This window comes from Catenuloplanes atrovinosus, from assembly GCF_031458235.1.
GTDB classification, from domain to species: domain Bacteria; phylum Actinomycetota; class Actinomycetes; order Mycobacteriales; family Micromonosporaceae; genus Catenuloplanes; species Catenuloplanes atrovinosus.
In genome coordinates this window covers 1,526,129-1,548,051 of sequence record NZ_JAVDYB010000001.1, presented here as the reverse complement: position 1 = coordinate 1,548,051, position 21,923 = coordinate 1,526,129, and the positions used below count along the sequence as shown (strand labels likewise).

Sequence of the window (21,923 nt, the reverse complement as noted above, 5' to 3'; positions counted from 1 at the left end):
CACGCCATCAGCCGGTACGGCGGGAGCGCAGTTCGGCGCGCAGCCAGTGGAAGCTCTCCTTGGGGGTGCGGGTGCCGGTCGCGTAGTCGATGTGGACCAGGCCGAAGCGGGGGCCGTAGCCGCGCGCCCACTCGAAGTTGTCGATCAGGGACCAGTAGAAGTAGCCGCGCACGTCGACGCCGGCGTCCATCGCGGCGCGGACGGCGGCCAGGTGGCCGGCGACGAAGTCGATGCGCTCCGGGTCCGGGACCGGGCCGGGGGCCAGCTCGGCGCGGCCGTTCTCGGTGACGTAGATCGGCGGGAGGGCCGGGAAGCGGTCGGCGAGGCCGGTGAGCGTGGCGCGCAGGCCCTCGGGCTCGATCGGCCAGCCGAGGTCGGTGACCGGCACGCCGTCCGGCTTGAACGTGCGGACCCCGATGTCGTACGCGGAGCGCCGCGCCGGGTCCGGCTCGGCGAACGGCGCGTCCGCCACGTGGATGCGGTAGTAGTAGTTGACGCCGAGGAAGTCCAGCGGCGCGGAGATGATCTCCAGGTCCCCGTCCCGGCGGAAGCCGAAGTCGGTGACGCCGTCGTAGAGTTCGGTCAGGCCCGCCGGGTACGCGCCGGCCAGCACCGGATCGGTGAACTGGCGGTTGACCAGCAGGTCCTGCCGGGCGGCGGCGGCCAGGTCGGCCTCGTCGCCGCTGGCGGGCACGGCCGGCGAGAGGTTGAGCGTGATGCCGACGCGCGCGTCCGGGCGGCGCTCGCGCAGCACCCGGGTGGCCAGGCCATGGCCGAGCAGCAGGTGGTGCACGGCGGCGAGCGCGCCGTGGCCCTCGCGCGTGCCGGGCGCGTGGCGGCCCTCCGCGTACCCGGTGATGCTGGAGCAGTAGGGCTCGTTGAGCGTGATCCAGTCGTGCACCCGGTCGCCGAGCGCGTCCGCCACCACGCCCGCGTACTCGGCGAACCGCTCCGCGGTGTCCCGGGACCGCCAGCCGCCGCGCTCCTCCAGCGCCTGCGGCAGGTCCCAGTGGTAGAGCGTCACGAACGGGCGGATGCCGCGCTCGGCCAGCCGGTCGGTGAGCCGCCGGTAGAAGTCCAGCCCGGCCTGGTTGACCGCGCCGCTGCCGGTGGGCAGGACCCGGGACCAGGAGATCGAGAAACGGTACGCGTCCGCGCCGAGCTCGGCGAGCAGGTCCACGTCCTCGGCCCAGCGGTGGTAGTGGTCGCACGCCACGTCGCCGCTGCTGCCGTCCGCGATGGCGCCGGGCACGCGGGTGAACGTGTCCCAGATCGACGGCCCGCGCCCGTCCTCGGCCGCACCGCCCTCGATCTGATACGCGGCCGTCGCCGTGCCCCACACGAAGCCGGCCGGCACGTCCGGTAGCCTCGGCTTCTCACGCTCATCTATCTCCATCAGGCTCATGGGCACGATGGTACGCTGCCTGAAACCGGTTACATAGCCTTCCTGTGGTGAGGTGGTGGTCATGGCGACGATCCGCGAACTGGCCCGGCACTGCGGCGTCTCCGTCGCCACGGTCTCGCGCGTGTTCAACACGCCGGAGGTGGTCAGCCGCGCCACCCGGCAGCGCGTCGAGGCCGCCGCCGCCGAGATCGGCTACCTGCCGAACGAGTCCGCGCGCACGCTCGCCACCAAGAAGTCGAACATGATCGGCCTGGTCTGGGACACCGACCACCGGCGCAGCGGCTGGCGGCACCCGTTCCTCCAGGAGATCCTGGTCGCGCTGAAGACCGCGCTCTCCGCGCACGGCCTGCACCTGCTGCTGCTCGCCACCGGCGCGGACGCGCCCGACCGGCATCTCGCGGCGGTCCGGCGGCACAACCTGGACGGCGTGGTCCTGATCGACAACGGCAGCCGCGACCCGGCGGTGCTCGCCCTGGCCGACGCCGGCATCCCCTGCGTGGCGCTGGACCTGCCGCTGACCGGGCCGTGCTGCACCTACGTCACGTCCGACAACGCGGGCGGCGCCCGGCAGGCCGTCGCCCACCTGCTGCACCGCGGGCACCGCCGGATAGCCACGATATCCGGCCCGTCCCGCCCCGGCCCCGGCGCCGACCGGCTGGCCGGCTTCCGCGCGGAGCTGGCCGCGCACGGCGTCCCGCTACCGCCGGATTACGTGGTGGAGGGTGATTACTACCTGGACAGCGGCCGGGCCGCCACGCACCGCCTGCTGCGGCTCGACACGCCCCCCACCGCGGTCTTCGCGGCCGGCGACGAGATGGCGGTCGGCGCGCTCCAGGCCGCCACCGACGCCGGCCTCCGCGTCCCCGGCGACCTCGCGATCGTCGGCTTCGACGACATCGAGCTGGCCGCGCTCCTGCCACCCGGCCTCACCACGATCGCCCAGGACCGCGCCGGCTTCGGCACCGCCGCGGCCGAGGCCCTCATCTCCATGATCCAATCCAGCCCCGACACCGCTCCCCCACCGCCCATCACGCTCCCCACCCGGCTCGTCCCCCGCGGCACGGCCTGAGACCCGTTCCATGCCCGCCCGGTGGCGGCGTGCGGGGCCGATGCACGGCGAAATCCGTGGTCGAGAAGGCCCCGGGTACCGGACCGGACCGCCGCGGGACCGGCAGGGAGGAGCGCCGGCGACGACCGGTGCCCGCGGGAGCACGCGGGGGTGACCACGCCGGGAGTGGGAAAATCATGGTTTGTGGGTAATCACCGAAGGTGATCCTCGTCGGGACGTCGGGATGGCAGTACAAGGACTGGCGCGGCCGGTTCTATCCGATGCGGCTGCCGCAGCGACTCTGGCTGGAGCACTACGCGGAGCGGTTCGGGGCGGTGGAGGCGAACGGGGCGTTCTACCGGCTGCCGGAGCGGGATACGTTCGCGGACTGGCGGGCGCGCACCCCGCGGGACTTCCGGGTGGCGGTGAAGATGAGCCGGTACCTGACGCACGTGAAGCGGCTGCGGGAGCCGGCCGAGCCGGTGGCGCGGTTCATGGGACGGGCGGAGGCGCTCGGCGAGAAGCTGGGACCGGTGCTGGTGCAGTTGCCGCCGAACCTGCAGATCGACCTGGACGCGCTGGACGAGACGTTGCGGCAGTTCCCGCGCGGGGTGCGGGTGGCGGTCGAGCCGCGGCATCCGAGCTGGTGGACGCCGGCCACGCGGCGGCTGCTGGAGCGGCGCGGGGCCGCGCTGTGCTGGGCGGACCGGCGCAGCCGGCCGCTGACGCCGCGCTGGCGGACCACGGACTTCGGCTACCTGCGGCTGCACGAGGGGCGGGCGTCGCCGTGGCCGCACTACGGCCGGGACGCGCTCGGGTCGTGGGTGCGGCGGCTGGACGAGACGTTCGGTGACGACGACGCCTACCTGTTCCTCAACAACGACCAGGGCGGGGCCGCGGTCGGGGACGCGATGACGGCCGCCCGGGTCGCCGGAAGGAGGGAGCAAAAGCGCTCAGGACGTCACTGAACGGGCCGATGGGAGCCGTGGTGAATACTGCGAGCGGCCCGGAGGGACCCACGTGAGGCATCGGCTGGTGACCCGGAGCGACTTCGACGGCCTGGTCTGCGCGGTGCTGCTGCGCCGGCTCGACATGATCGACGACGTGCTCTTCGTGCACCCCAAGGACGTGCAGGACGGCGTCGTGGACATCCGGCCGACCGACATCCTGACCAACCTGCCGTACGCACCACAGGCGCACCTGGTCTTCGACCACCACCACTCCGAGACGCTGCGGGTCGAGGGCAAGCCGGCCAACCACGTCATCGACGCGAGCGCGCCGTCGGCCGCGCGCGTGGTCTACGACTACTACGGCGGCGTGGCCCGTTTCCCGGACCTGTCGTTCGACCTGATGGACGCGGTCGACAAGGCGGACTCTGCCGCGTACAGCGTGGAGGAGATCCTCCGGCCGACCGGCTGGACGCTGCTCAACTACCTGATGGACTCCCGCACCGGACTGGGCCGGTTCCAGAACTTCCGGATCTCGAACTACCAGCTCATGATGCAGCTGATCGACGCCTGCCTGCACCACCAGGACGTGGAGCAGATCCTGGCGCTGCCGGACGTGGCCGAGCGGGTGCGGCTCTACCGGGACCAGTCGGAACTCTTCGTGGCACAGCTCAAGCGGGTCAGCACGATCACCAACGACGTGGTCGTGGTGGACCTGCGGGACGAGGAGATCATCCACGCGGGCAACCGGTTCATGGTCTACGCGCTCTATCCGGAGGCGCGGGTCTCCGTGCACGTGATCTGGGGACGGCAGAAGCTGAACACGGTGTTCGCGGTCGGCAAGTCGATCGTGGACCGCAGCTCGCCGGTGGACGTCGGCTCGATCTGCCTGCGGTACGGCGGCGGCGGTCACCTCGCGGCCGGGACCTGCCAGGTGCCGCACGAGGAGGCGGCGCGGGTGCTCGACGAGATCGTCACGGCGTGCAGCGCGCCGCGCGCGGTCGTCGCCTGACCGAGGACGATCCAAAGGCCCCGGTCTCCCGGGGCCTTTCGCATGCGGTGGATCAGAACGAGCGGCGCTCGCGGTTGCTCTTGCAGGCGACGCAGGTGGTGGCGGACGGGAAGATCGCCAGCCGCTCCACCGCGATCGGCTCGCGGCAGGACTCGCAGTAGCCGTAGGTGCCGGCGTCCAGCGACTCCAGCGCGCGGGCGAACTGGTCGCGGCGGTCCAGCACGGTCTGGAGCAGCAGGGAGGCGGCCTCCCGCTCGGCGACCTTGGTGCCGCTGTCCGCGCTGTCGTCGCCGGCCGCGTCATCCATCTCGGCCAGGCGCAGCGCCTGGCTGTCCGCCAGCGCCTGCTCGTACTCCGCGTTGAGCTCGTCGAACCGGTCCTGCAGGCTCTGCCGGATCTGGTCGGTCTCGTGCTCCGGGCGCGCGGTCTTGGTGCCACCGGTCATGACGCTGTTGACGAGCATGGTCCCCCCTCTTGCCTTCTCTTCGGGTCGTAACTTCGCCCGGCCTTCGTCCCCCGCACGAGGAGCCCGCTGCCGTCGCTGTGGTGAGGTCGGCCAGGTACCCCGCGTAATCGTCCTCCAAACCGGATCCGCCGGGGGAAGATCACGCATTTTCGACCAGCGCGGGATGCCGCGGATCGTCCATCCGGACAACGACGTCGGCGAACGTGGCGGGCGCGACCTCGTCGTCATAACGAGCGAAGGCCGGGACCGTCCACAGCTCACTGTCGGGCGTCCGCCGGGCGAGTGCCGCGGCCGACTGGGTCAGGTGCACGGCCACGTCGAACGTGAGCATGCCGCCCAGCAGGAACGGCCCGCTGACCAGCACGATGCCGTCCTCGGGGAGTTGCCGGTAGGGCGCGCGGGTGGCCCGGTCGGCCGTCGCGTCCCACAGCGAGGGCAGCACCCGGCCGGAGCCGCCGGGACCGGCCGGGCCCAGCACCTCGCGCACCAGGCCGGCCTCGTCCAGCCACCCCTCGTAGAACGCGTCCGGGTTGCGCCGGCCGAACTCGTACCGCAGCGACGCGGGCCGCAAGAACCCATCAGCGGGCACGTGCAGGGCCGCGCGGCCCCGTACCCGCAGCGGATCGACCAGCGCCGCTGCCAGCTCCCCCGGACCGGCCGCCCCCGCACCGTCCACGGCGACGCGCAGGCGCTCCCCCGGCGCGTCCGCCGCGAGGCGGTCGGCGAGCTCCTCCACCAGCTTCGCCGGGGAGATGGGCCGGATCATCATGCGCCCCATCGTGCCAACCGAACCTGATGATTACCTGTGCCGCGCCCCTGCCCTTTCCCCTAGGGGAACACCTCCCCGCCGCCTTCAGGCCGCGGTGAGGCCGGTGGCGATGAGGGCGGTGCCGGTGAGCAGGAGGCCGAGGGTGAGGACGGCGGCGCCGGCCCAGAGCAGGGCGATCGGCGGGCCGGGGCGGGCCGGGTCGCGGCCGAGGACGCTGAGGAAGAAGCCGGCCGGGATGAGCACGGCGGCGGCGAGCACGCCGAGGTAGGACCAGCGCAAGGCGCCGTCGGCGCCGCCGGTCTCCAGCAGCAGGGCACAGACCAGGCCGAGCGTGACCAGCACGCCGGCGTGTGCGTGGCCGGCGCGGAAGAAGGACCTCTGGAGGTCGTTGGCGGGTTGACCGCCGGTGACGACGCGCAGCACGAACGTGCCGCCGAACGCGATGGTGACGACGGTGAGGACGGTGACGCCGGTGGTGATCAGCGTGATCGGGTGCATGACGGCGGGACCCCTTCGGATAGCCGGACTATCCGATTATGGATAGCCCTTCTATCCGCCGTCAACGCGGGGTCAGCCGTCGGTCCGCACGGACACCCGCGCGTCGTCGGCCAGCCGGTAGCCGACGCCGTAGACCGTGGTGATCAGCGGGATCTCGGTGCCGAGCTTCATCCGCAGGCGCCGCACGTGCACGTCGACCGTGCGGACGCCGGCGTGCTCGTAGCCCCAGACCGCGGAGAGCAGCTGCACCCGGCTGAAGACGCGGCGCGGGTTGCTCGCCAGGAAGTGCAGCAGGTCGAACTCGAGCCGGGTGAGGAACAGCGGCTCGGGGCCGACGAAGACGGTCCGGGAGCCGGAGTAGACGGTCAGCTCCGCCGGGTCGGCGACCACCCGCAGCTCCGGCTCCGCGGCCGGCCCGCCCAGGTCGGTCAGCACCGGCTCGGCCGGCGCGTCCAGCACCGACACCTGCGCCTCGCCCAGCGCGGCCAGCTCCCGGATCACCTCCAGCAGGCGGGTGTTGTCCCCGGCGCCCAGCGGGATGGAGAGCGTGACGGTCACGGCCGGGCGGCGACGGGCGGGACCGGGGACGGGCCGCTGCTGACGGGGGGCGAGTGCGATGACCGACATGTCTTCCTCCTACGGACGACGAACGACGAGCCCGGACTACGACGCGGGCTGATAGCTGGGTTGCAGGCGGGGCGCGTTGGCGGGCGGGAAGGCGGGCAGCCCGGCGCCCCGCCAGGCGCGGAAGCCACCGGCCAGGTCGGTGGCGAGGTGCAGGCCGAGGTCCTGGAGCGCGGCCGCGGCCAGCGACGACGTGTAGCCCTCCTGGCAGAACACGATCACGGGCAGGTCGTACCGGTCCGCGAACGGCAGGCGCGCGTCGGAGCGCGGGTCGAGGCGCCACTCCAGCACGTTCCGCTCGATGATCAGGGCGCCGGGGATCTCGCCGGTGGCCGCGCGCTGGGCGGCCGGGCGGATGTCGACCAGCAGCGCGCCGGCGCGGACCGCCAGGTGCGCGGCCTCGGGCTCCAGCCGGATGAGGCGGCGGCGGGCCTCCTCCAGCACCTCGGCGATGCCGCGCGAGCCGGGCGGCGGGGTGGTACAGCAGGTGAGCGCGGAGACGTCCCAGGGCGTGATCACCAGGCCACCCCCGCGCGGTCGATCTCCAGCACGCGCAGCGCGCCGTCCGCCAGCCGGTAGCGGGTCATCTGGGTCAGCGCCGGGCCGTACACGTGCAGGCTGATCGCGGGCTCGGCCGAGGTGTTCACGATCCGGTGCACGTGCTGCGACCCGAACGGGCGCGCGTCGCCGGCCGTGTACGGCGTGGACCGCAGCACGGCGCCGTCGGTGCCCGCGTGCACGGTCTCCTCGGTGAGCGCGCCGGAGACCACCACGAACGTGCCGGCCGACCCGCCGTGGTCGTGCAGGTCGGTGCCCTGCCCGGGGAGCCAGGTCAGCAGCCAGGCCTCGTGGTCGGCGGCGGCGAACAACCGCGCGTACCACCGGGCGGCGGCGTCGAAGCGCGGCGTCACGCCCCACGAGGACGGCTCGGCGGCGACGCGCCGGGCGATGTCGCGCAGCCGGCTCACCCGGCCGGGGGCTTCCAGATCAAGTGCACTCATCGTTGAGGTCCTTCGGAACTCGTCGGAACAAACCGAACACCGCCGAGTGTAGACGATAAACCCTATAGGTTTGATAGGGATACACCGACACGAAAAAGAGGCGCCCGGCACACCGCGCCGAACGCCCCCCTCGCGCCGTGATCTAGGCGCCGCCCTCCGTGAGCGTCACCGTGGCCGGCGTGAAGCCGGAGCCCACCACGTCCGTGCCCGACGCCGTCAGCGAGTCGACCGCCTTCCGCACGAACTCGTTGGTGTACGCGGTGCCCTCCGGCCGCGCGGTCAGCACGGTCTGGCCGTCCTGGTTCTTCGTGGTCAGTGCCAGGTCGACCGTGGCGTTCCAGGCCGCCTCGTCGATCAGGCCGACGCTCGACGCGGACGGCCAGATCAGCTTGTTGACCTCGTTCATCTGCCACAGCTGGTGGCTGGCGCCGAGCTTGGAGCCCTTCGCCACCACGATGTCCCGGCACCTCTCCGGGTTGTCCCGGCAGAACGCCCAGCCCTTCAGCGACCCGGCCAGGAACTTCACGGTGGTGTCCTGATACGCCGGGTCGGTCAGCCGCTCGGAGCTCGCCCACACCGCGTCCTGCAGCATCGCGGTGCCGGCCGTGTTCCAGTCCAGCACGGTGAAGTCGGACGGCTGGTACAGCTGACCCGTGTCCGGGTTGCGCGCCTCAAGCAGCTGCGCGTACTCGTTGTAGCTCATCGCCTGGGCCGCGTCGATGTCGCCGGCGAGCAGCGCCTGCATGTCGAACTGCTGCTGCACCAGCGTGACGTCCCGGCCCGGGTCCAGCCCGGCCTTGGTCATGGCCGCGAACAGCTCGAACTCGTTGCCGAAGCCCCAGTTGCCGACCTTCTTGCCGCGCAGGTCGGCCGGGGACTTGATGTTCGACGACGCGAACGACACCTGGTACGTACCGGACTTCTGGAAGACCTGCGCCACCTGCGTGATCCCGGCGCCCTGCTCGCGGGAGGCCAGTGCCTTGGGCACCCAGGCGACCGCGTAGTCGGCGTGCCCCTGCGCGAGCACGGTCTGCGGCACGATGTCGACGCCGCCCTCCAGGATCTGCACGTCCAGCCCCTGCTCGCGGTAGAAGCCCTGGTCGACGGCGGCGAGGAAGCCGGCGAACTGGGCCTGCACGAACCACTGGAGCTGCAGCTTGACCGGGGTCAGCCCGCCGCTGCCACCCGGCGCCGGGCTGCCGGAGTCGGCGGTGCCGCAGCCGGTCAGCGTCAGACTCGCGGCCAGCACCGCGCTCATCAACAGACGTTTCCTCATGGTGTCCTCCAGGGGGTCGCGAAACGCTCCACCAGCAGTGCGATCAGGTAGAAGACCAGTCCGAGCAGGCACGCCCCGAGCACGAAGGCCCATGCCCTGGGGTACGCCGTGTTGGCCGCCGCCGAGGTGATCCGCGAGCCGAGGCCGTCCTGGAGACCGCCGAAGTACTCGCTGACCACCGCCGCGATCACCGCCAGGGAGGACGCCTGGCGGAGCCCGGTGAAGACGAACGGCAGCGCGCCGGGCAACCGCACCAGCCGGGTGAACGTCCAGCCGCTCGCGGCGTAGCTGTCCATGAGTTCCCGGTGGGTGGGGTCGACCTCGCGCAGCCCGCGCAGCGTGTTGATGAAGACGGGGAAGAACACCACGATCGCGACCACCAGCCGGCGCGGGATGGTGCTGGTGGCCGAGAACATGTTGTTCAGGATCGGGGCCAGCGCGATGATCGGCAGCGCGTTGAGCGCGGCCGCGACCGGCACGGACACCTCGCCGACGAACCGGAACCGGCTCGCCGTCATCGCGGCCAGCAGCGCCACGACCGTGCCGAGCACCAGGCCGGCCAGCGCGTTCGTACCGCTGGCCAGTCCGGTCTTGATGATCGTGTCCAGATTGAGGGTGAACTGTTCCCAGATCGCGGACGGTGCGGGCAGCACGAACGGCGCCACCCGCCCCAGCGTGACCGTGGCCTCCCACGCGGCCAGCCCGGCGACGCCCACGACGAGCGGCGGAAGGACCCCGGAAGCCACACCCCGCAACCCTTTCGCGGTACGGCGCCGCCCGCGCGCCGGCCCGGCCGGATCCGCCGCCAGCGTGTGATCCACCCGCACGGTCACCGCTCCGCCCCCACGGTCTCCTCCGGGACGCGGGTGCCGCGCAGCGCCGCGCGGACCTTCGTGATGCCGGTGAAGAACCCGGGCGACTGGCGCGTGCTCTCGGTCCGCTCCCCCAGCTCGATCGGGATCACGCCGGTGATCCGGCCCGGCCGCGGGCTCATCACCACCACGCGATCGGCCAGGTAGACCGCCTCCGGGATGGAGTGGGTCACGAAGATCGTGCTGGTCCGGGTGGCCGCGCAGACGCGCAGCAACTCGTCCTGCAACCGCTCGCGGGTCATCTCGTCCAGCGCGCCGAACGGCTCGTCCATCAGCAGCAGCGGCGGGTGCACCGCGAGCGCGCGGGCGATCGCGACGCGCTGCTGCATGCCGCCGGACAACTGCGCCGGATAGTGCCGCGCGAAGTCGGCCAGCCCGACCAGCTCCAGCATCTCCCCGGCCCGCGCGCGGCGCTCCTTCCGGCCGTGCCCGCGCAACTCCAGCGGCAGCTCCACGTTGCGCAGCACGGTCCGCCACTCGAACAGCCCGGCCTGCTGGAACGCGATGCCGTACTCCTGGTCGAGCCGGGCCCTCCGGGCGGGCTTGCCGGCCACGGTGACGGTGCCGGAGCTCGGCTCGATCAGGTCCGCGACCAGCCGCAGCAGCGTGGACTTGCCGCAGCCGGACGGGCCGATCAGCGCGACGAACTCGCCGCGCGCGATGCTCAGGTCGACGCCGGTGAGCGCGGTGACCTCACCGGCCCGGCCCTGGTTGAAGATCTTGTCGACGCCGCTCAGCTCCACGGCCGTCTCGGGTGCGGTCATAGGGAAGCGCCTTCCGTGGCGTACCGGGGTGGGGGTTCAGTGCGTCGGCGCGGTGCGGCGGGTCAGGAGGAGTTCGGCGAGCGCGAGCGCGCCCGCCACCGCGAGCCCGAGCAGAGCCGCGCCGATCATGGCGGTGTAGACCTTCGCGGGGTCGCTGGTCGCCTCGCGCGAGTACTCGATGATCAGCCGGCCGATGCCGCCGCGCGTGCCGGTGGAGATCTCCCCGACCACGGCGCCGACCACCGCGGACGCGCCCGCCAGCCGCAGCGCCGGGAAGAGGTACGGCGTGGACGCGGGCAGCCGCAGCGTCCACAGTGTGCGCCACCAGCCGGCCGCGTAGCTGCGCATCAGCTCCTCCGCGATCGGCGCCGGGCTCTGCAGCCCGCGCAGCGCGCCCACCGCGACCGGGAAGAACGCCAGGTAGGCCGCGATCACGGAGACGGACATCCAGGGCTGCCACGGGTACGGGCCGATGGCCAGCCGCCCGCCCCAGCCCGCGATGACCGGCGCCAGCGCGATCAGCGGCACGGTCTGGGACAGGATCACGTACGGCAGCAGGCCGCGCTCCGCGATCCGGAACCGCTGCATCAGCACGGCCAGCAGCATCCCGATCGCGCCGCCGGCCGCGAACCCGACCGCCACGTTCCGCAGCGTGAACAGGCAGGCGGCCAGCACCACCAGCCAGATCGGGTCGCCGCCGGTCAGCTCCGCGCGGCCGAAGCGCTCCAGCACGTCCCACACGTGCGGCATCGCGGCGTCGCTCGCCCGGGGCAGCACCCGGACGCCGAACAGCTCGGTGCCGCGCGGGTCGCCGACCGCCTTGTAGCCCTCCCAGAGCGCGACGCCCGCGGCCAGCCCGGCGCCGGCCGCGAGCGTGGTGCGCCACCATGCGGTCATGCGGTGAACGCCGGGATGACGTGCTTGCCGTACTCGGCGAGCGTGTGCTCCTGGTCGTCGTGCTGGAGGTAGACCGCGAACTGGTCGACGCCGAGCTCCCGCAGCCGGGCCAGCTTCTCCAGGTGCGCCTCGACCGGGCCGAGCACGCAGAACCGGTCCACGATCTCGTCCGGTACGAACTCGGCGTGGCTGTTCCCGGCCCGGCCGTGCTCGCGGTAGTCGTACCCCTGACGGCCCTTGATGTAGTCGGTGAGCGCCTGCGGGACCGCGCCGTCCGCGCCGTAGCGCGCCACGATGTCCGCCACGTGGTTGCCGACCATGCCGCCGAACCAGCGCGTCTGCTCCCGCTGGTGCGCCAGGTCGTCACCCACGTAGGCCGGCGCGGCCACGCAGAACGTGATCGCGTCCGGGTCGCGGCCCGCCGCCGCGGCCGCGTCCCGCACCGACTTGATCATCCAGGCCGCGATGTCCGGGTCGGCGAGCTGGAGGATGTAGCCGTCCGCGACCTCGCCGGTCAGCGCCAGCGCCTTCGGGCCGTAGGCGGCGACCCACACCTCCAGCGCGGCGTCGTCCGGGATCCACGGGAAGTGCACGTCGTTGCCGTTGATCGTGGCGTGCCGGCCGCTGCCCAGGTCGCGGATGACCCGCACGCACTCGCGCAGCTCGGCCAGCGTGGTGGGCTTCAGGCCGAGCGTGCGGACCGCGGAGTCGCCGCGGCCGATGCCGCAGACGGTGCGGTTGCCGTACAGCTCGTTGAGCGTGGCGAAGGTGCTGGCCGTGACGGTCCAGTCGCGCGTGCTCGGGTTGGTGACCATCGGGCCGACGATCACCCGCTCGGTGGCGGCCAGAATCCGGGAGTGGATCACGTACGGTTCCTGCCAGAGCAGATGCGAGTCGAACGTCCAGACGTGGCTGAAGCCGGCGGCCTCGGCCCGCTGGGCCAGCTCCACCACGCGGCGGGCCGGCGGATCGCATTGGAAGACGACACCGATGTCCATGTACCGCCCTCTCAGTGCAGGTAGGTGGAGAGTCCGCGCTTGACGTACCGCCCGTGGCCCTTGCGGCCGTGGTACTCGCCGTCGCGCACCAGGACCGTGCCGCGGGAGATGACGGTGTCGACCTTCCCGGCGATCTCCCAGCCCTCCCAGGCGGAGTGGTCCATGTTCATGTGGTGGGTCTCGGCGCTGATCCGGGTGCGGCCGGCCGGGTCGTAGAGCACGATGTCCGCGTCCGAGCCGGGCGCGATGACGCCCTTGCGCGGGTAGAGGCCGAACATCCGGGCGGGGGTGGTGGCGATGGTCTCCACCCAGCGTTCCAGCGACAGCTTGCCGTCGACCACGCCCTGGTAGAGCAGGTCGACGCGGTGCTCGACGCCGCCGATCCCGTTCGGGATCTTGGAGAAGTCGCCGACGCCCAGTTCCTTCTGGTCCTTCATGCAGAACGGGCAGTGGTCGGTGGAGACCACGGCCAGGTCGTTGCTGCGCAGGCCCTTCCACAGGTCCCGGTGGTGGTTCTCGTGCTTGGACCGCAGCGGCGTGGAGCACACCCACTTCGCGCCCTCGAACCCGGGCGCGCCGAGCTGATCCTCCAGCGACAGGTAGAGGTACTGCGGGCAGGTCTCCGCGAACACGTTGCGGCCGGCGTCGCGCGCCTCCGCCACCGCCTCCAGGGCCTTGCTGGCGGACAGGTGCACGATGTAGAGCGGGCAGTCCGCGGCCACGCTGGCCAACTGGATCGCCCGGTGCGTCGCCTCCGCCTCCAGGGCCTCCGGCCGGGTCACGCCGTGGTAGTACGGCGCGGTCTCGCCGCGCGCGATCGCCTGCTGGACCAGCACGTCGATGGCCGGGCCGTTCTCCGCGTGCATCATGATCATGGCGCCGTTGTCGCGGGCCTTCTGCATCGCGCGCAGGATCTGCCCGTCGTCGCTGTAGAACACGCCGGGGTACGCCATGAACAGCTTGAAGCTGGTGATCCCCTCGTCCGCGACCAGCACGTCCATCGCCTTGAGCGCGTCGTCGTCCACGCCACCGAGGATCATGTGGAACGCGTAGTCGACGTGCGCCTCGCCGTCGGCCTTGGCGTGCCAGGCGGCCAGGCCGTCCTGCACCACCTCGCCGGTGCGCTGGACCGCGAAGTCGACGATCGTGGTGGTGCCGCCGAACGCGGCCGCGCGGGTGCCGGTGTCGAACGTGTCGGACGCATGCGTGCCGCCGAACGGCAGCTCCATGTGGGTGTGCGCGTCCACGCCGCCGGGGATCACGTACTTCCCGGTCGCGTCGATGATCTCCACGTCCTGCGGGCCGGTGCCGGGCGCGAACAGCGCGACGATCCGCTCGCCGTCGATCAGCACGTCCGCCGGGTGCCGGCCGGTCGCGGAGACGACGGAGCCGCCCTTGATCAGCGTGGCCATGACGCTCGCCCACCCTCTGCGCCGCGGTTCCGCCGTGGGACGCAGCGAGCCACCGGTTCGCTCGCGAGGCCGCTCACGGCCGCACCAGCCCGTCGTAGGTGTCCGGGCGGCGGTCGCGGTAGAACTGCCACCGGTCGCGGACCGTGTCGAGCAGGCTCAGGTCCAGGTCGCGGACGATCAGCTCGGGGTTGTGCGCGTCGCCGACCTCGCCGACGAACTTGCCCTCCGGATCGACGAAGTACGACGTGCCGTAGAAGTCGTTGTCGCCGAGCTCCTCGATGCCGGTGCGGTTGATCGCGCCGATGAAGTACTCGTTCGCCACCGCGCTGGCCGGCTGTTCCAGCTGCCAGAGATAGGCGGAGAGGCCGCGGCTGGTGGCGGACGGGTTGAATACGATCTTGGCGCCGGCCAGGCCGAGCGCGCGCCAGCCCTCCGGGAAGTGCCGGTCGTAGCAGATGTAGACGCCGATCCGGCCGACCGCGGTGTCGAAGACCGGATATCCCAGGTTTCCGGGGCGGAAGTAGAACTTCTCCCAGAACCCCTTCACCTGCGGGATGTGGTTCTTTCGGTATTTACCGAGGTAACTGCCGTCCGCGTCGACCACGGCGGCGGTGTTGTAGAGCACGCCGGGCTGCTCCTGCTCGTACATCGGCAGGACCATGACCATGCCCAGCTCCGCGGCGAGCGCCTGGAACCGCTCGGTGGTCGGCCCCGGGATCGACTCCGCGTACGAGTAGAACTCCGCGTCCTGCACCTGGCAGAAGTACGGCCCGTAGAACAGCTCCTGGAAACAGATGACCTTGGCGCCCTGCGCGGCGGCCTGCCGTGCGTACTCCTCATGGGCTTTGATCATGCTTTCCTTGTCGCCCGTCCAGTTCGTCTGGACGATGGCGGCTCGAACGACGTCTGCCATGGGTTTACCTCCAAGGGCAGTCTTGTGTTCGCCAATGCCGATGGCGTAGGACTTTAACGACACAGGTTCGGGCGGACAATGGCCAATTTGTTACAGCCTATTGCGGAGAAGTAACATGCTGCAGCTCATTGCCGGAGCGGTCAATGACCGCAGCGCACGCGGAATAGCGGCCGCGGTCAGCCGGCTCGTCCACACCGGAGAGCTACCGGCCGGCACCCGCCTGCCCACGGTCCGGTCCGTCGCCCGCGAGCTGGGCATCAGCCCCACCACGGTGAGCGAGGCCTGGCGCAGCCTCGCCACCGCCGGCGCGATCCAGACCCGCGGCCGGTCCGGCACGTTCGTGCTCACGCCCGGCCGCCCGCGGCAGAAGCTCCGCTACGCGCGGATCACCGCCGGGCCGGCCGCGCTGCCGCACGACTTCTCCACCGGCGTGCCCGACCACGACCTGCTGCCCGACCTCTCCGGTGCGCTGCGCCGGATCGGCGACACCCGGTTCACCACCTCGTACCTGGAGGAGCCGGTGCTGCCCCGGCTGGAATCCGTGCTGCGCGAGCGGTGGCCGTTCCCGCCGCACCAGCTCACCGTGGTGGACGGCGCGCTGGACGCGATCGACCGGCTCACCTCCGCCGTGGTCCGGTTCGGCGACCACGTGCTGGTGGAGAACCCGGCCTTCCCGCCCGTGCTGGACCTGCTCGAATCCGTGGGCGCGGTGGCCGTACCGGTGGCGATGGACGCCGCGGGGCTGCTGCCCGCCGCGCTGAAGGCGGCGCTCGACGTCGGCCCGACCGCGCTCTACCTGCAACCGCGGGCGCACAACCCGACCGGCGCGTCGATGACGCCGGAGCGCGCCGAGCGGCTCGCGGCCGTGCTCGCCGGGCACCCGCTCGGCGGCGGCGTGATGGTGGTGGAGGACGACCACGCCGGCGACATCGCCACCGCCACCGCGGTCAGCATCGGCGCCTGGCTGCCCGAGCAGACCGCGCACGTGCGCAGCTTCTCCAAGTCGCACGGCCCGGACCTGCGGCTGGCCGCGGTCGGCGGGCCCAGCGCGCTGATCGCGGCCGTGGCCGACCGGCGGCTGCTCGGGCCCGGCTGGTCCAGCCGCATCCTCCAGGCCGTGCTGCTCGACCTGCTCACCGACTCGGCCACGGTCAAGCAGGTGTCGGCCGCGCGGAAGGAGTACGCGGCGCGGCGCGCGGCGATGCTGTCCGCGCTCGAGGCCCGGGACGTGCGGGCGACGGCCGGGGACGGGATCAACATGTGGGTGAGCGTGCGGGACCAGCAGGTGGCGATGCTCAGCCTGGCCGCGCACGGGATCGGGGTGGCACCGGGCGCGCCGTTCGAGGTCGAACCGCTGGACGGCGACCACATCCGGATCACGGTGGGGCTGATCCGGGACGGCTTCGACGACCTGGCGGACATCCTGGCGGAGGCGGCCGGCGCCCGGCACCGCACCAGCGGCCGCCGGACCCGCTCCCTGCGCCGCGGAACCCGATAGCCCCGCCGCCCCTGAAAACGCCGATAACCTGTGCCCATGTGCCGAAGCATCAAGACCCTCCGTCCGCCGTACGTCGAGGACGCCGGTGAGGACGACGTGCACGCCGCCGCGTTGCAGTACGTACGGAAGATCAGCGGCTTCCGGGCGCCCGCCGCGCACAACCGGGAGGCGTTCGACGCCGCCGTGGACGCGGTCGCGGCCGCCACCCGCGCGCTGCTCGACTCGATCGAGGTCCGGGGCAGCCGCTCCGCCGCCGGATAGTCCGTCACTCTGCGCAATCCTCGGCGTGTCGAGGCCGGTCTAGGATGCGCATCCATGGACACCGGCGGCCACCTCGTCATTCCCCGACCGCGTCCTGCCACCGTACGGCCCGGCAGTCTCGGCGAGCGGCTGCGCGCCGCCCGCGACCGCGTCTTCGTCGGCCGGGAGCGTGAGCTGGCCGCGTTCCGGTCCCTGCTGCGCGACGGCGGCACGCTCTGCCTGCACGGCCCCGGCGGCATCGGCAAGTCCACACTGCTGCGCCGGCTCGCGGACGAGGCACGCGACGCCGGCCGCGCGGTCGCCGAGGTCGACGGCCGCACGCTGGACCCGACGCCGGCCGCGTTCGCGGCCGAGGTGTCCCGGGCCGGCGGTCCCGCGCCGGTGCTGCTCGTCGACGCGTTCGAGCACTGCCAGGGCCTTGAGGGCTGGCTGCGCGAGGCGTTCCTGCCCCGGCTGCCGGAGCGCAGCGTGGTGGTGATCGCCGGCCGCGAGCCGTTCTCCGCCACGTCGCGGGAGCTCGGCGACCTCAGCGCCGAGGAGGCCGCGCGGCTGCTGGAGGTCCGCGGCGTACCGGCGGAGTCCCGCGCCGCCGTGCTCTCCTTCACCGGCGGTCACCCGCTCGCGCTCAGCCTCGCCGCCACGCTGCCGCCCGACGCGCTGCCGTCCGCCGGCCCGCCCTGGTGCCCCGGGCCCGAGGTGCTCGCCTCGCTGCTCGGCACGCTGATCGGCGAGGTGCCGTCCGGCGCGTACCGGCGCGCGCTGGAGATCTGCGCGCACGCGCCGCACACCACGGAGGCGCTGCTCGCGGCCGTGCTGGGCGGCGTCGACGCGGGCGCGCTGCTGGCCTGGCTGCGGTCGCTGCCGTTCGCGGAGACCGGCCGGCACGGCGTGGCGCTGCACGAGATGGTGCGCGAGGCGATCGACGCGGACCTGCGCTGGCGCGACCCCACCGGATACGAGCGGATGCACCACGCGATCGGAGATCATCTGCTCACGCTGGTACGGGACGCGGCCACCCCGGCGGAGACGCTCACCGCCACCCGCGCGCTGGTCCACCTCCAGCGGTACGGCCCGGCCGCGGCCTGGCAGGCCATGCTCCCGCAGCACGGCGGCGGCTACGAGGACGGCCTGCGCCCCGGCGACCACGCCGCGATCGTGGAGATGACCCGCGCCGCCGAGGGCGAGGAATCCGCCGCGATCGTCACCCACTGGCTGCGCGTCCAGCCCGAGTCGTTCCGCGTCTACCGCCACTCCGCCGACGACGCCCCCGCCGGATTCCTGCTCTGGCTCCGCCTCCCGGCCGGCAGCCCGGACGCGGTCGCCGCCGACCCGGTCGCGACCGCCGCCTGGGCCCACGCGGAACGCACCCGCCCGCTCGGCGCCGGCGAACACGTCGGCATCACCCGCTTCATGATCGACGGTGCCGCGTACGACGCGCTGACGTCCGCGATGCACGTGCTCCAGCAGCGCGTCTACGCCATGTGGATTCGCTCCGACCGCCTGGCCTGGACGTACGTGCCCGCCGTCAGCGCCGCGAAGTGGGAGCCCCTGCTCGCCCTGGTCGGCCACCACCCGGTCGACGCCACCGCCACCATCGGCGGCCGCCACTACACGCTCTTCGGCTGCGACTGGCGCGTCACCGCGTCGCACGTCTGGTTCGGCCTCACCGCCCCGGCGGCCACCTCCACCTCCTCCCCCACCCAGTCCGCCACCGCCCTCTCCCGCCCCGACTTCGACGCCGCCGTCCGCGACGCCCTCCGCGACTTCCACCGCCCCGCCTCGCTGGCCTCCAGCCCGCTCCTGCGTACCCGCATGATCGCCGCCTCCCCCCGGCCGGCCTCCCCTGTGGACGCCCGCTCCGGTGCGGGGCCGGTTCCCGGCGCCGGACGGCACCCGGCCCGCCGCGCGACGCCGCCGCCGTCTCCCGACGCGAACTCCGCCCACCGTCCCGTCCCGGCCCGGGCCGCAGACCCGGCACCCGGCCACCGCGCCGCCCCGGCACGGTCCGCCGACCCCGCCACCGCCCCGGAACCCGGCCACCGCGCCGGTCCGGCGGAGGTTTCCGGCTCCGGTGCGGATACCGACGACGGATGGGGCCTCGGCCACCGCGCCGACCCGGCTCACGGCCCGGGAGCCGCACGCCGAGACCTCGCCCGGGAGCCGGAGGCGGGACTTCGGGCGACGCCGGGCTTCGAGGCGGAGTCGGCGTCGGCGTCGGCGTCGGCCGAGGAGTCCGTGGAGGCGCTGCGCGAGCTGCTGATCGACGCGGTCGACGGGCTGCGCGAGGACCCGCAGGACGCGCGCCTGCACCGCGTGGTGGCGACGACGTTCTTCCATCGGCTTCCCACCCAGGTGGCGGCGGCCGAGCGGCTCGGCCTGTCGTTCAGCACCTACCGCCGGCACCTGCACCGCGGCATCGAGCGCGTCTGCGAACGCCTCTGGCAACGCGAGTCGGCCACCGAGTAACCGGTTACAGCCTTTCCGGCCAGCAGCTGTTCCGATCCGCGGCCGAGCTCCTCTCGGGAGAGCGCGACCTTTCGATCGATCACTCACTGTGCGCGGCCCGGGCACGGAATTCCGGCACATGACGTGCCCACGCCTGACACCACCACGGCCGAGAGTCGCCAATGCCGAACGTTCGGGCGTGCGGCGCCCGGGGACGTGGATTCACCGACCGGAGTCGGCGCGGCCGGCGGGTATTCGGTGCAGACGGACGCTGGATCGGGGCCGGGTCGCGGACCTGGTCGAAAGGTGAGTGGTGCGGGACCGGGGCCCGCGGGAGCATGCGGACCCCGGCCACGCCGGGAGTGGGCAGATATAAAGGGTTTGTCACCAGGAACGGTCGGCGAGCAGGACGCGCAGGCGGGCGGCGACCGCATCGGGGCTGGCCTGGACGGACATGTGGTCGAGGCCGGGGAGTTCGAGGACGGCGAAGCCGCAGGCCTCGAGGTCGGGACGGGTGGCGCGGACGCGGGCGGCGAGGCGGGCGCCGGGGCGGGACTCGCGGAGGAGACAGCCGGGTTCGCCGTCGTCGGAGCCGTACCAGAGGAGTTTGGGGCCGGGGAGGGCGGTGAGGGCGGCGCGATCGTCGCGGTCGTGCCAGGCGCGGTACATGAGTGCGGTGGCGAACGCGTTGTCGGCCAGCGCGCGCATGCCGGCGGTCAGATAGGCGAGGCGGGCGCCCTCGGCGGACCCCATCCAGTATTCCTTCGGGCCGAGGATGGGGAAGCCGCCGGCGAGCAGGCCGGCGGCGCGCGGGGTGAGCGGGGTGAGGAACGCGGCGAGCGCGGCCATGCCGGAGTAGCCGGCGAGCACGAAACGGTCGGCACCGGCCTCGTCGGCGACCCGGTGCAGGTCGGCGATCTCCAGGTCGACCGGGAAGTCCTCGATCGGCTTGCCGCCCCAGAACGCGGGGCCGTCCTCCTGCTCCTCCCAGGTGACCCAGTCGCCGGCGTCGCCGGCCGGGGCGTCGAGGCCGGTCACGTGGCGGGGCATGTAGCGGATCACGCGGAAGCGGTCGGACAGCCGCTCGGCGAGGTCGGCGTGCTCGCGGCGGGTCCGGCACGGGAAGATGATCGCAGGGCCGGCGCCGAGCGCCTCGCACCACACCGGAAGGCTCATACCCCCAATCTAGGCGTCGTACGGCCAAAGGGTGATCAGCCGGCAGCGGAATCCGCCGGGAGCCGCCAGCCGGGCACGGACGGCCAGCGGACCGTGAGGACGACGGCGTCGCGCGGTACGTGCCAGGAGTGGTCCTCGCCGGGACCCCAGACCACGTAGTCGCCCTGCCGGGACAGCGTCACCTCGCGGTCCCGGAACTCCAGCGTGAACAGGCCGCTGATCAGGAGCAGCAGCGCGGTACGGGTCTCCCCCGTGGCCCAGGCGGCGCGGCGGTCCCCGGCCGGGTGGACGCCCCACTTGATCTCCACGTCCGTGCTGTGCAGCGGGCCGCCCGGTGGCTTGAAGTGGCCGAGCAGCCAGCCGCGCTCCGCGGGCGCGTCCGTGCCGGCGTTTCCCACGTAGACCGTCATGCGCCGACTGTGCCCGGCGCGGCCCGGGACGGCGAGGTTGACACGCCGGGGCCACGGCCGGGGTTACGCTCCGGTCGACGACATCCACGCAGGTCAGGAGGGCTTGGCATGGTCGCGCGGCTCAACCCGTACATCAACTTCCGCGGGCAGGCGAGGGAGGCGCTGGAGTTCTACCGGGAGGTGCTCGGCGGCGAGGTGGACGTGATGACCTTCGGTCAGATGGGCACCGAGGGCCCGCTCGCCGACCAGGTCATGCACGGGCAGCTGGAGACGCCGGCCGGGATGACGCTGATGGTCGCGGACACGCCGCCGGACATGGACGCCACGCCGGGGTCGAACATCACGATCAGCCTGAGCGGCGACGAGGCGGAGCTGCTGCGCGGCTACTGGGAGAAGCTCTCCGAGGGCGCGACCGTGCACACGCCGCTGGCGAAGCAGATGTGGGGCGACGAGTTCGGCCAGCTCACCGACCGGTACGGCGTCGGCTGGCTGGTCAACATCGGCGCGCCCCGGGAGTAGGCCCTACTGTGGTGGCGTGACTGGAGAGCTGGACGAGGCGACGCTGGAGTTCGCCCACCGGATGTTCGACCTGGCCCGCGGCGGCGGCACCGGGGAGCTGGCGGCCAACGTGGACGCCGGTGTTCCGGCGAACCTGACCAACGACAAGGGTGACACGCTGCTGATCCTGGCGGCGTACCACAACCACCCGGAGACGGTGGCGGCGCTGCTCGCCCGCGGTGCCGACCCGGCCCGGGTCAACGATCGCGGGCAGACCGCGCTGGCGGCCGCGGTGTTCCGGCAGAACGCGGAGACCGTGCGGATACTGCTCGGCGCGGGCGCCCGCCCGGAGGACGGCTCGCCGAGCGCGCTGGCGACCGCGGACTTCTTCTCGCTGCCCGAGATGCGGGCGCTGCTCACGGAGAGCCGGTCGTGAGGTGACCTCACGACCGGCTCGCGCGGCGTCGGGGCGTCAGAGCGCCGCGATGGTGAACAGGTAGCCCAGCAGCAGGGCCAGGCCGCCCGCGCCCATGGCGTACCAGCCGAGCGGGCGGTCGCCCAGGTAGGAGCCGACCGCGCCGAGCACGATGGCGGCGAGCGCGAACGCCAGCGGCGCGAACAGCAGCGCCACCACGGCGCAGACGAACGCGGCGATCGTGAAGACGCGGGCGGTGGATACGGTGCTGCGGCGACCGGTCTGGTAAGCCATGGGTACGGCCCTCCTCAGGGGTGC

At 72.8% G+C, this 21,923-nt stretch carries 25 protein-coding genes; 8 read left to right on the top strand and 17 right to left on the bottom strand.

What is annotated here, in order from left to right; translation table 11 throughout:
* Window positions 1-7 precede the first annotated feature (7 nt).
* Window positions 8-1,405 (bottom strand): GH1 family beta-glucosidase, encoded by a 1,398-nt coding sequence (locus tag J2S41_RS06580; RefSeq protein ID WP_310364364.1) that lies wholly within the window; start codon window positions 1,403-1,405, stop codon window positions 8-10.
* Window positions 1,406-1,466: 61 nt separating this feature from the next.
* Here J2S41_RS06580 and J2S41_RS06575 point away from each other — a divergent pair, with 61 nt between their 5' ends.
* The 3 genes from J2S41_RS06575 to J2S41_RS06565 all read left to right on the top strand — a co-directional run bounded on the left by J2S41_RS06575 (window position 1,467) and on the right by J2S41_RS06565 (window position 4,412).
* Window positions 1,467-2,474, top strand: coding sequence for a LacI family DNA-binding transcriptional regulator (locus tag J2S41_RS06575; protein WP_310364363.1), 1,008 nt, complete (start codon window positions 1,467-1,469; stop codon window positions 2,472-2,474).
* Window positions 2,475-2,674: 200 nt separating this feature from the next.
* Window positions 2,675-3,421, top strand: a complete 747-nt coding sequence (locus J2S41_RS06570; RefSeq protein WP_310364360.1) for a DUF72 domain-containing protein — start codon at window positions 2,675-2,677, stop codon at window positions 3,419-3,421.
* A gap of 67 nt (window positions 3,422-3,488) precedes the next feature.
* On the top strand, window positions 3,489-4,412 hold the full coding sequence (locus tag J2S41_RS06565; protein WP_310364358.1) for an exopolyphosphatase: 924 nt from the start codon (window positions 3,489-3,491) through the stop codon (window positions 4,410-4,412).
* 52 nt (window positions 4,413-4,464) lie between these two features.
* On the opposite strand, the gene J2S41_RS06560 is transcribed toward J2S41_RS06565, so the two are convergent.
* The 13 genes from J2S41_RS06560 to J2S41_RS06500 form a co-directional block, all read right to left on the bottom strand.
* The gene (locus J2S41_RS06560; RefSeq protein WP_310364355.1) at window positions 4,465-4,875 is read right to left on the bottom strand and encodes a TraR/DksA family transcriptional regulator; all 411 of its coding nucleotides are present in this window, start codon (window positions 4,873-4,875) and stop codon (window positions 4,465-4,467) included.
* A gap of 142 nt (window positions 4,876-5,017) precedes the next feature.
* Window positions 5,018-5,647 (bottom strand): nucleoside/nucleotide kinase family protein, encoded by a 630-nt coding sequence (locus tag J2S41_RS06555; RefSeq protein WP_310364354.1) that lies wholly within the window; start codon window positions 5,645-5,647, stop codon window positions 5,018-5,020.
* 84 nt (window positions 5,648-5,731) lie between these two features.
* Window positions 5,732-6,145 carry a hypothetical protein gene (locus tag J2S41_RS06550; protein ID WP_310364351.1) on the bottom strand — a complete coding sequence of 138 codons (414 nt, stop codon included), beginning with the start codon at window positions 6,143-6,145 and terminating at the stop codon, window positions 5,732-5,734.
* Window positions 6,146-6,217: 72 nt separating this feature from the next.
* Window positions 6,218-6,772, bottom strand: a complete 555-nt coding sequence (locus J2S41_RS06545; protein ID WP_310364349.1) for a winged helix-turn-helix domain-containing protein — start codon at window positions 6,770-6,772, stop codon at window positions 6,218-6,220.
* A 36-nt stretch (window positions 6,773-6,808) separates the two neighbouring features.
* The gene (locus tag J2S41_RS06540) at window positions 6,809-7,285 is read right to left on the bottom strand and encodes a rhodanese-like domain-containing protein (RefSeq protein ID WP_310376309.1); all 477 of its coding nucleotides are present in this window, start codon (window positions 7,283-7,285) and stop codon (window positions 6,809-6,811) included.
* A complete protein-coding gene (locus tag J2S41_RS06535) occupies window positions 7,285-7,770 on the bottom strand; it encodes a cysteine dioxygenase (protein WP_310364348.1) in 486 nt (161 codons plus the stop codon). Before J2S41_RS06535 ends, J2S41_RS06540 begins: the two co-directional genes overlap by 1 nt.
* A 142-nt stretch (window positions 7,771-7,912) precedes the next feature.
* Window positions 7,913-9,046, bottom strand: coding sequence for an ABC transporter substrate-binding protein (locus J2S41_RS06530; protein ID WP_310364346.1), 1,134 nt, complete (start codon window positions 9,044-9,046; stop codon window positions 7,913-7,915).
* Window positions 9,043-9,792, bottom strand: coding sequence for an ABC transporter permease (locus tag J2S41_RS06525; protein WP_310364344.1), 750 nt, complete (start codon window positions 9,790-9,792; stop codon window positions 9,043-9,045). Before J2S41_RS06525 ends, J2S41_RS06530 begins: the two co-directional genes overlap by 4 nt.
* A gap of 83 nt (window positions 9,793-9,875) precedes the next feature.
* Complete coding sequence (locus tag J2S41_RS06520) at window positions 9,876-10,682, bottom strand: ABC transporter ATP-binding protein (protein WP_310364342.1); 807 nt, start codon at window positions 10,680-10,682, stop codon at window positions 9,876-9,878.
* 36 nt (window positions 10,683-10,718) lie between these two features.
* On the bottom strand, window positions 10,719-11,579 hold the full coding sequence (locus J2S41_RS06515) for an ABC transporter permease (protein ID WP_310364339.1): 861 nt from the start codon (window positions 11,577-11,579) through the stop codon (window positions 10,719-10,721).
* Window positions 11,576-12,577, bottom strand: coding sequence for a TIGR03842 family LLM class F420-dependent oxidoreductase (locus J2S41_RS06510; RefSeq protein WP_310364337.1), 1,002 nt, complete (start codon window positions 12,575-12,577; stop codon window positions 11,576-11,578). Before J2S41_RS06510 ends, J2S41_RS06515 begins: the two co-directional genes overlap by 4 nt.
* Window positions 12,578-12,588: 11 nt before the next feature.
* Window positions 12,589-13,989, bottom strand: coding sequence for a dihydropyrimidinase (gene hydA / locus J2S41_RS06505; protein WP_310364334.1), 1,401 nt, complete (start codon window positions 13,987-13,989; stop codon window positions 12,589-12,591).
* Between the two features lie 73 nt (window positions 13,990-14,062).
* Window positions 14,063-14,902: a nitrilase-related carbon-nitrogen hydrolase gene (locus J2S41_RS06500; protein WP_310364333.1), complete on the bottom strand. Its 840-nt coding sequence runs from the start codon at window positions 14,900-14,902 to the stop codon at window positions 14,063-14,065.
* Window positions 14,903-15,017: 115 nt separating this feature from the next.
* On the opposite strand from J2S41_RS06500, the gene J2S41_RS06495 reads away from it, so the two are divergent.
* The 3 genes from J2S41_RS06495 to J2S41_RS06485 are packed head-to-tail and all read left to right on the top strand — an operon-like array spanning window position 15,018 to window position 19,127.
* A complete protein-coding gene (locus J2S41_RS06495; RefSeq protein ID WP_310364332.1) occupies window positions 15,018-16,400 on the top strand; it encodes an aminotransferase-like domain-containing protein in 1,383 nt (460 codons plus the stop codon).
* Window positions 16,401-16,436: 36 nt separating this feature from the next.
* A complete protein-coding gene (locus J2S41_RS06490) occupies window positions 16,437-16,661 on the top strand; it encodes a DUF2277 domain-containing protein (protein ID WP_310364331.1) in 225 nt (74 codons plus the stop codon).
* 54 nt (window positions 16,662-16,715) lie between these two features.
* Window positions 16,716-19,127, top strand: a complete 2,412-nt coding sequence (locus J2S41_RS06485; protein ID WP_310364330.1) for an AAA family ATPase — start codon at window positions 16,716-16,718, stop codon at window positions 19,125-19,127.
* Between the two features lie 363 nt (window positions 19,128-19,490).
* Here J2S41_RS06485 and J2S41_RS06480 read toward each other — a convergent pair whose 3' ends face one another.
* Both J2S41_RS06480 and J2S41_RS06475 read right to left on the bottom strand, forming a co-directional pair.
* The gene (locus tag J2S41_RS06480) at window positions 19,491-20,282 is read right to left on the bottom strand and encodes an alpha/beta fold hydrolase (protein WP_310364329.1); all 792 of its coding nucleotides are present in this window, start codon (window positions 20,280-20,282) and stop codon (window positions 19,491-19,493) included.
* Between the two features lie 35 nt (window positions 20,283-20,317).
* A complete protein-coding gene (locus J2S41_RS06475; protein ID WP_310364327.1) occupies window positions 20,318-20,692 on the bottom strand; it encodes a signal peptidase I in 375 nt (124 codons plus the stop codon).
* A gap of 108 nt (window positions 20,693-20,800) precedes the next feature.
* On the opposite strand from J2S41_RS06475, the gene J2S41_RS06470 reads away from it, so the two are divergent.
* Both J2S41_RS06470 and J2S41_RS06465 read left to right on the top strand, forming a co-directional pair.
* Window positions 20,801-21,211: a VOC family protein gene (locus J2S41_RS06470; protein ID WP_310364325.1), complete on the top strand. Its 411-nt coding sequence runs from the start codon at window positions 20,801-20,803 to the stop codon at window positions 21,209-21,211.
* 16 nt (window positions 21,212-21,227) lie between these two features.
* A complete protein-coding gene (locus J2S41_RS06465; RefSeq protein WP_310364323.1) occupies window positions 21,228-21,626 on the top strand; it encodes an ankyrin repeat domain-containing protein in 399 nt (132 codons plus the stop codon).
* A 36-nt stretch (window positions 21,627-21,662) separates the two neighbouring features.
* On the opposite strand, the gene J2S41_RS06460 is transcribed toward J2S41_RS06465, so the two are convergent.
* A complete protein-coding gene (locus J2S41_RS06460; RefSeq protein WP_310364319.1) occupies window positions 21,663-21,899 on the bottom strand; it encodes a hypothetical protein in 237 nt (78 codons plus the stop codon).
* Between the last annotated feature and the right edge of the window lie 24 nt (window positions 21,900-21,923).

Bases quoted from the DNA above. Each gene is read 5' to 3' on its own strand.
- J2S41_RS06580 (WP_310364364.1), bottom strand. From the start codon at position 1,405: ATGAGCCTGATGGAGATAGATGAGCGTGAGAAGCCGAGGCTACCGGAC.
- J2S41_RS06575 (WP_310364363.1), top strand. From the start codon at position 1,467: ATGGCGACGATCCGCGAACTGGCCCGGCACTGCGGCGTCTCCGTCGCC.
- J2S41_RS06560 (WP_310364355.1), bottom strand. From the start codon at position 4,875: ATGCTCGTCAACAGCGTCATGACCGGTGGCACCAAGACCGCGCGCCCG.
- J2S41_RS06555 (WP_310364354.1), bottom strand. From the start codon at position 5,647: ATGATGATCCGGCCCATCTCCCCGGCGAAGCTGGTGGAGGAGCTCGCC.
- J2S41_RS06550 (WP_310364351.1), bottom strand. From the start codon at position 6,145: ATGCACCCGATCACGCTGATCACCACCGGCGTCACCGTCCTCACCGTC.
- J2S41_RS06545 (WP_310364349.1), bottom strand. From the start codon at position 6,772: ATGTCGGTCATCGCACTCGCCCCCCGTCAGCAGCGGCCCGTCCCCGGT.
- J2S41_RS06535 (WP_310364348.1), bottom strand. From the start codon at position 7,770: ATGAGTGCACTTGATCTGGAAGCCCCCGGCCGGGTGAGCCGGCTGCGC.
- J2S41_RS06530 (WP_310364346.1), bottom strand. From the start codon at position 9,046: ATGAGGAAACGTCTGTTGATGAGCGCGGTGCTGGCCGCGAGTCTGACG.
- J2S41_RS06520 (WP_310364342.1), bottom strand. From the start codon at position 10,682: ATGACCGCACCCGAGACGGCCGTGGAGCTGAGCGGCGTCGACAAGATC.
- J2S41_RS06515 (WP_310364339.1), bottom strand. From the start codon at position 11,579: ATGACCGCATGGTGGCGCACCACGCTCGCGGCCGGCGCCGGGCTGGCC.
- J2S41_RS06510 (WP_310364337.1), bottom strand. From the start codon at position 12,577: ATGGACATCGGTGTCGTCTTCCAATGCGATCCGCCGGCCCGCCGCGTG.
- hydA (WP_310364334.1), bottom strand. From the start codon at position 13,989: ATGGCCACGCTGATCAAGGGCGGCTCCGTCGTCTCCGCGACCGGCCGG.
- J2S41_RS06500 (WP_310364333.1), bottom strand. From the start codon at position 14,902: ATGGCAGACGTCGTTCGAGCCGCCATCGTCCAGACGAACTGGACGGGC.
- J2S41_RS06495 (WP_310364332.1), top strand. From the start codon at position 15,018: ATGCTGCAGCTCATTGCCGGAGCGGTCAATGACCGCAGCGCACGCGGA.
- J2S41_RS06490 (WP_310364331.1), top strand. From the start codon at position 16,437: ATGTGCCGAAGCATCAAGACCCTCCGTCCGCCGTACGTCGAGGACGCC.
- J2S41_RS06485 (WP_310364330.1), top strand. From the start codon at position 16,716: ATGGACACCGGCGGCCACCTCGTCATTCCCCGACCGCGTCCTGCCACC.
- J2S41_RS06480 (WP_310364329.1), bottom strand. From the start codon at position 20,282: ATGAGCCTTCCGGTGTGGTGCGAGGCGCTCGGCGCCGGCCCTGCGATC.
- J2S41_RS06475 (WP_310364327.1), bottom strand. From the start codon at position 20,692: ATGACGGTCTACGTGGGAAACGCCGGCACGGACGCGCCCGCGGAGCGC.
- J2S41_RS06470 (WP_310364325.1), top strand. From the start codon at position 20,801: ATGGTCGCGCGGCTCAACCCGTACATCAACTTCCGCGGGCAGGCGAGG.
- J2S41_RS06460 (WP_310364319.1), bottom strand. From the start codon at position 21,899: ATGGCTTACCAGACCGGTCGCCGCAGCACCGTATCCACCGCCCGCGTC.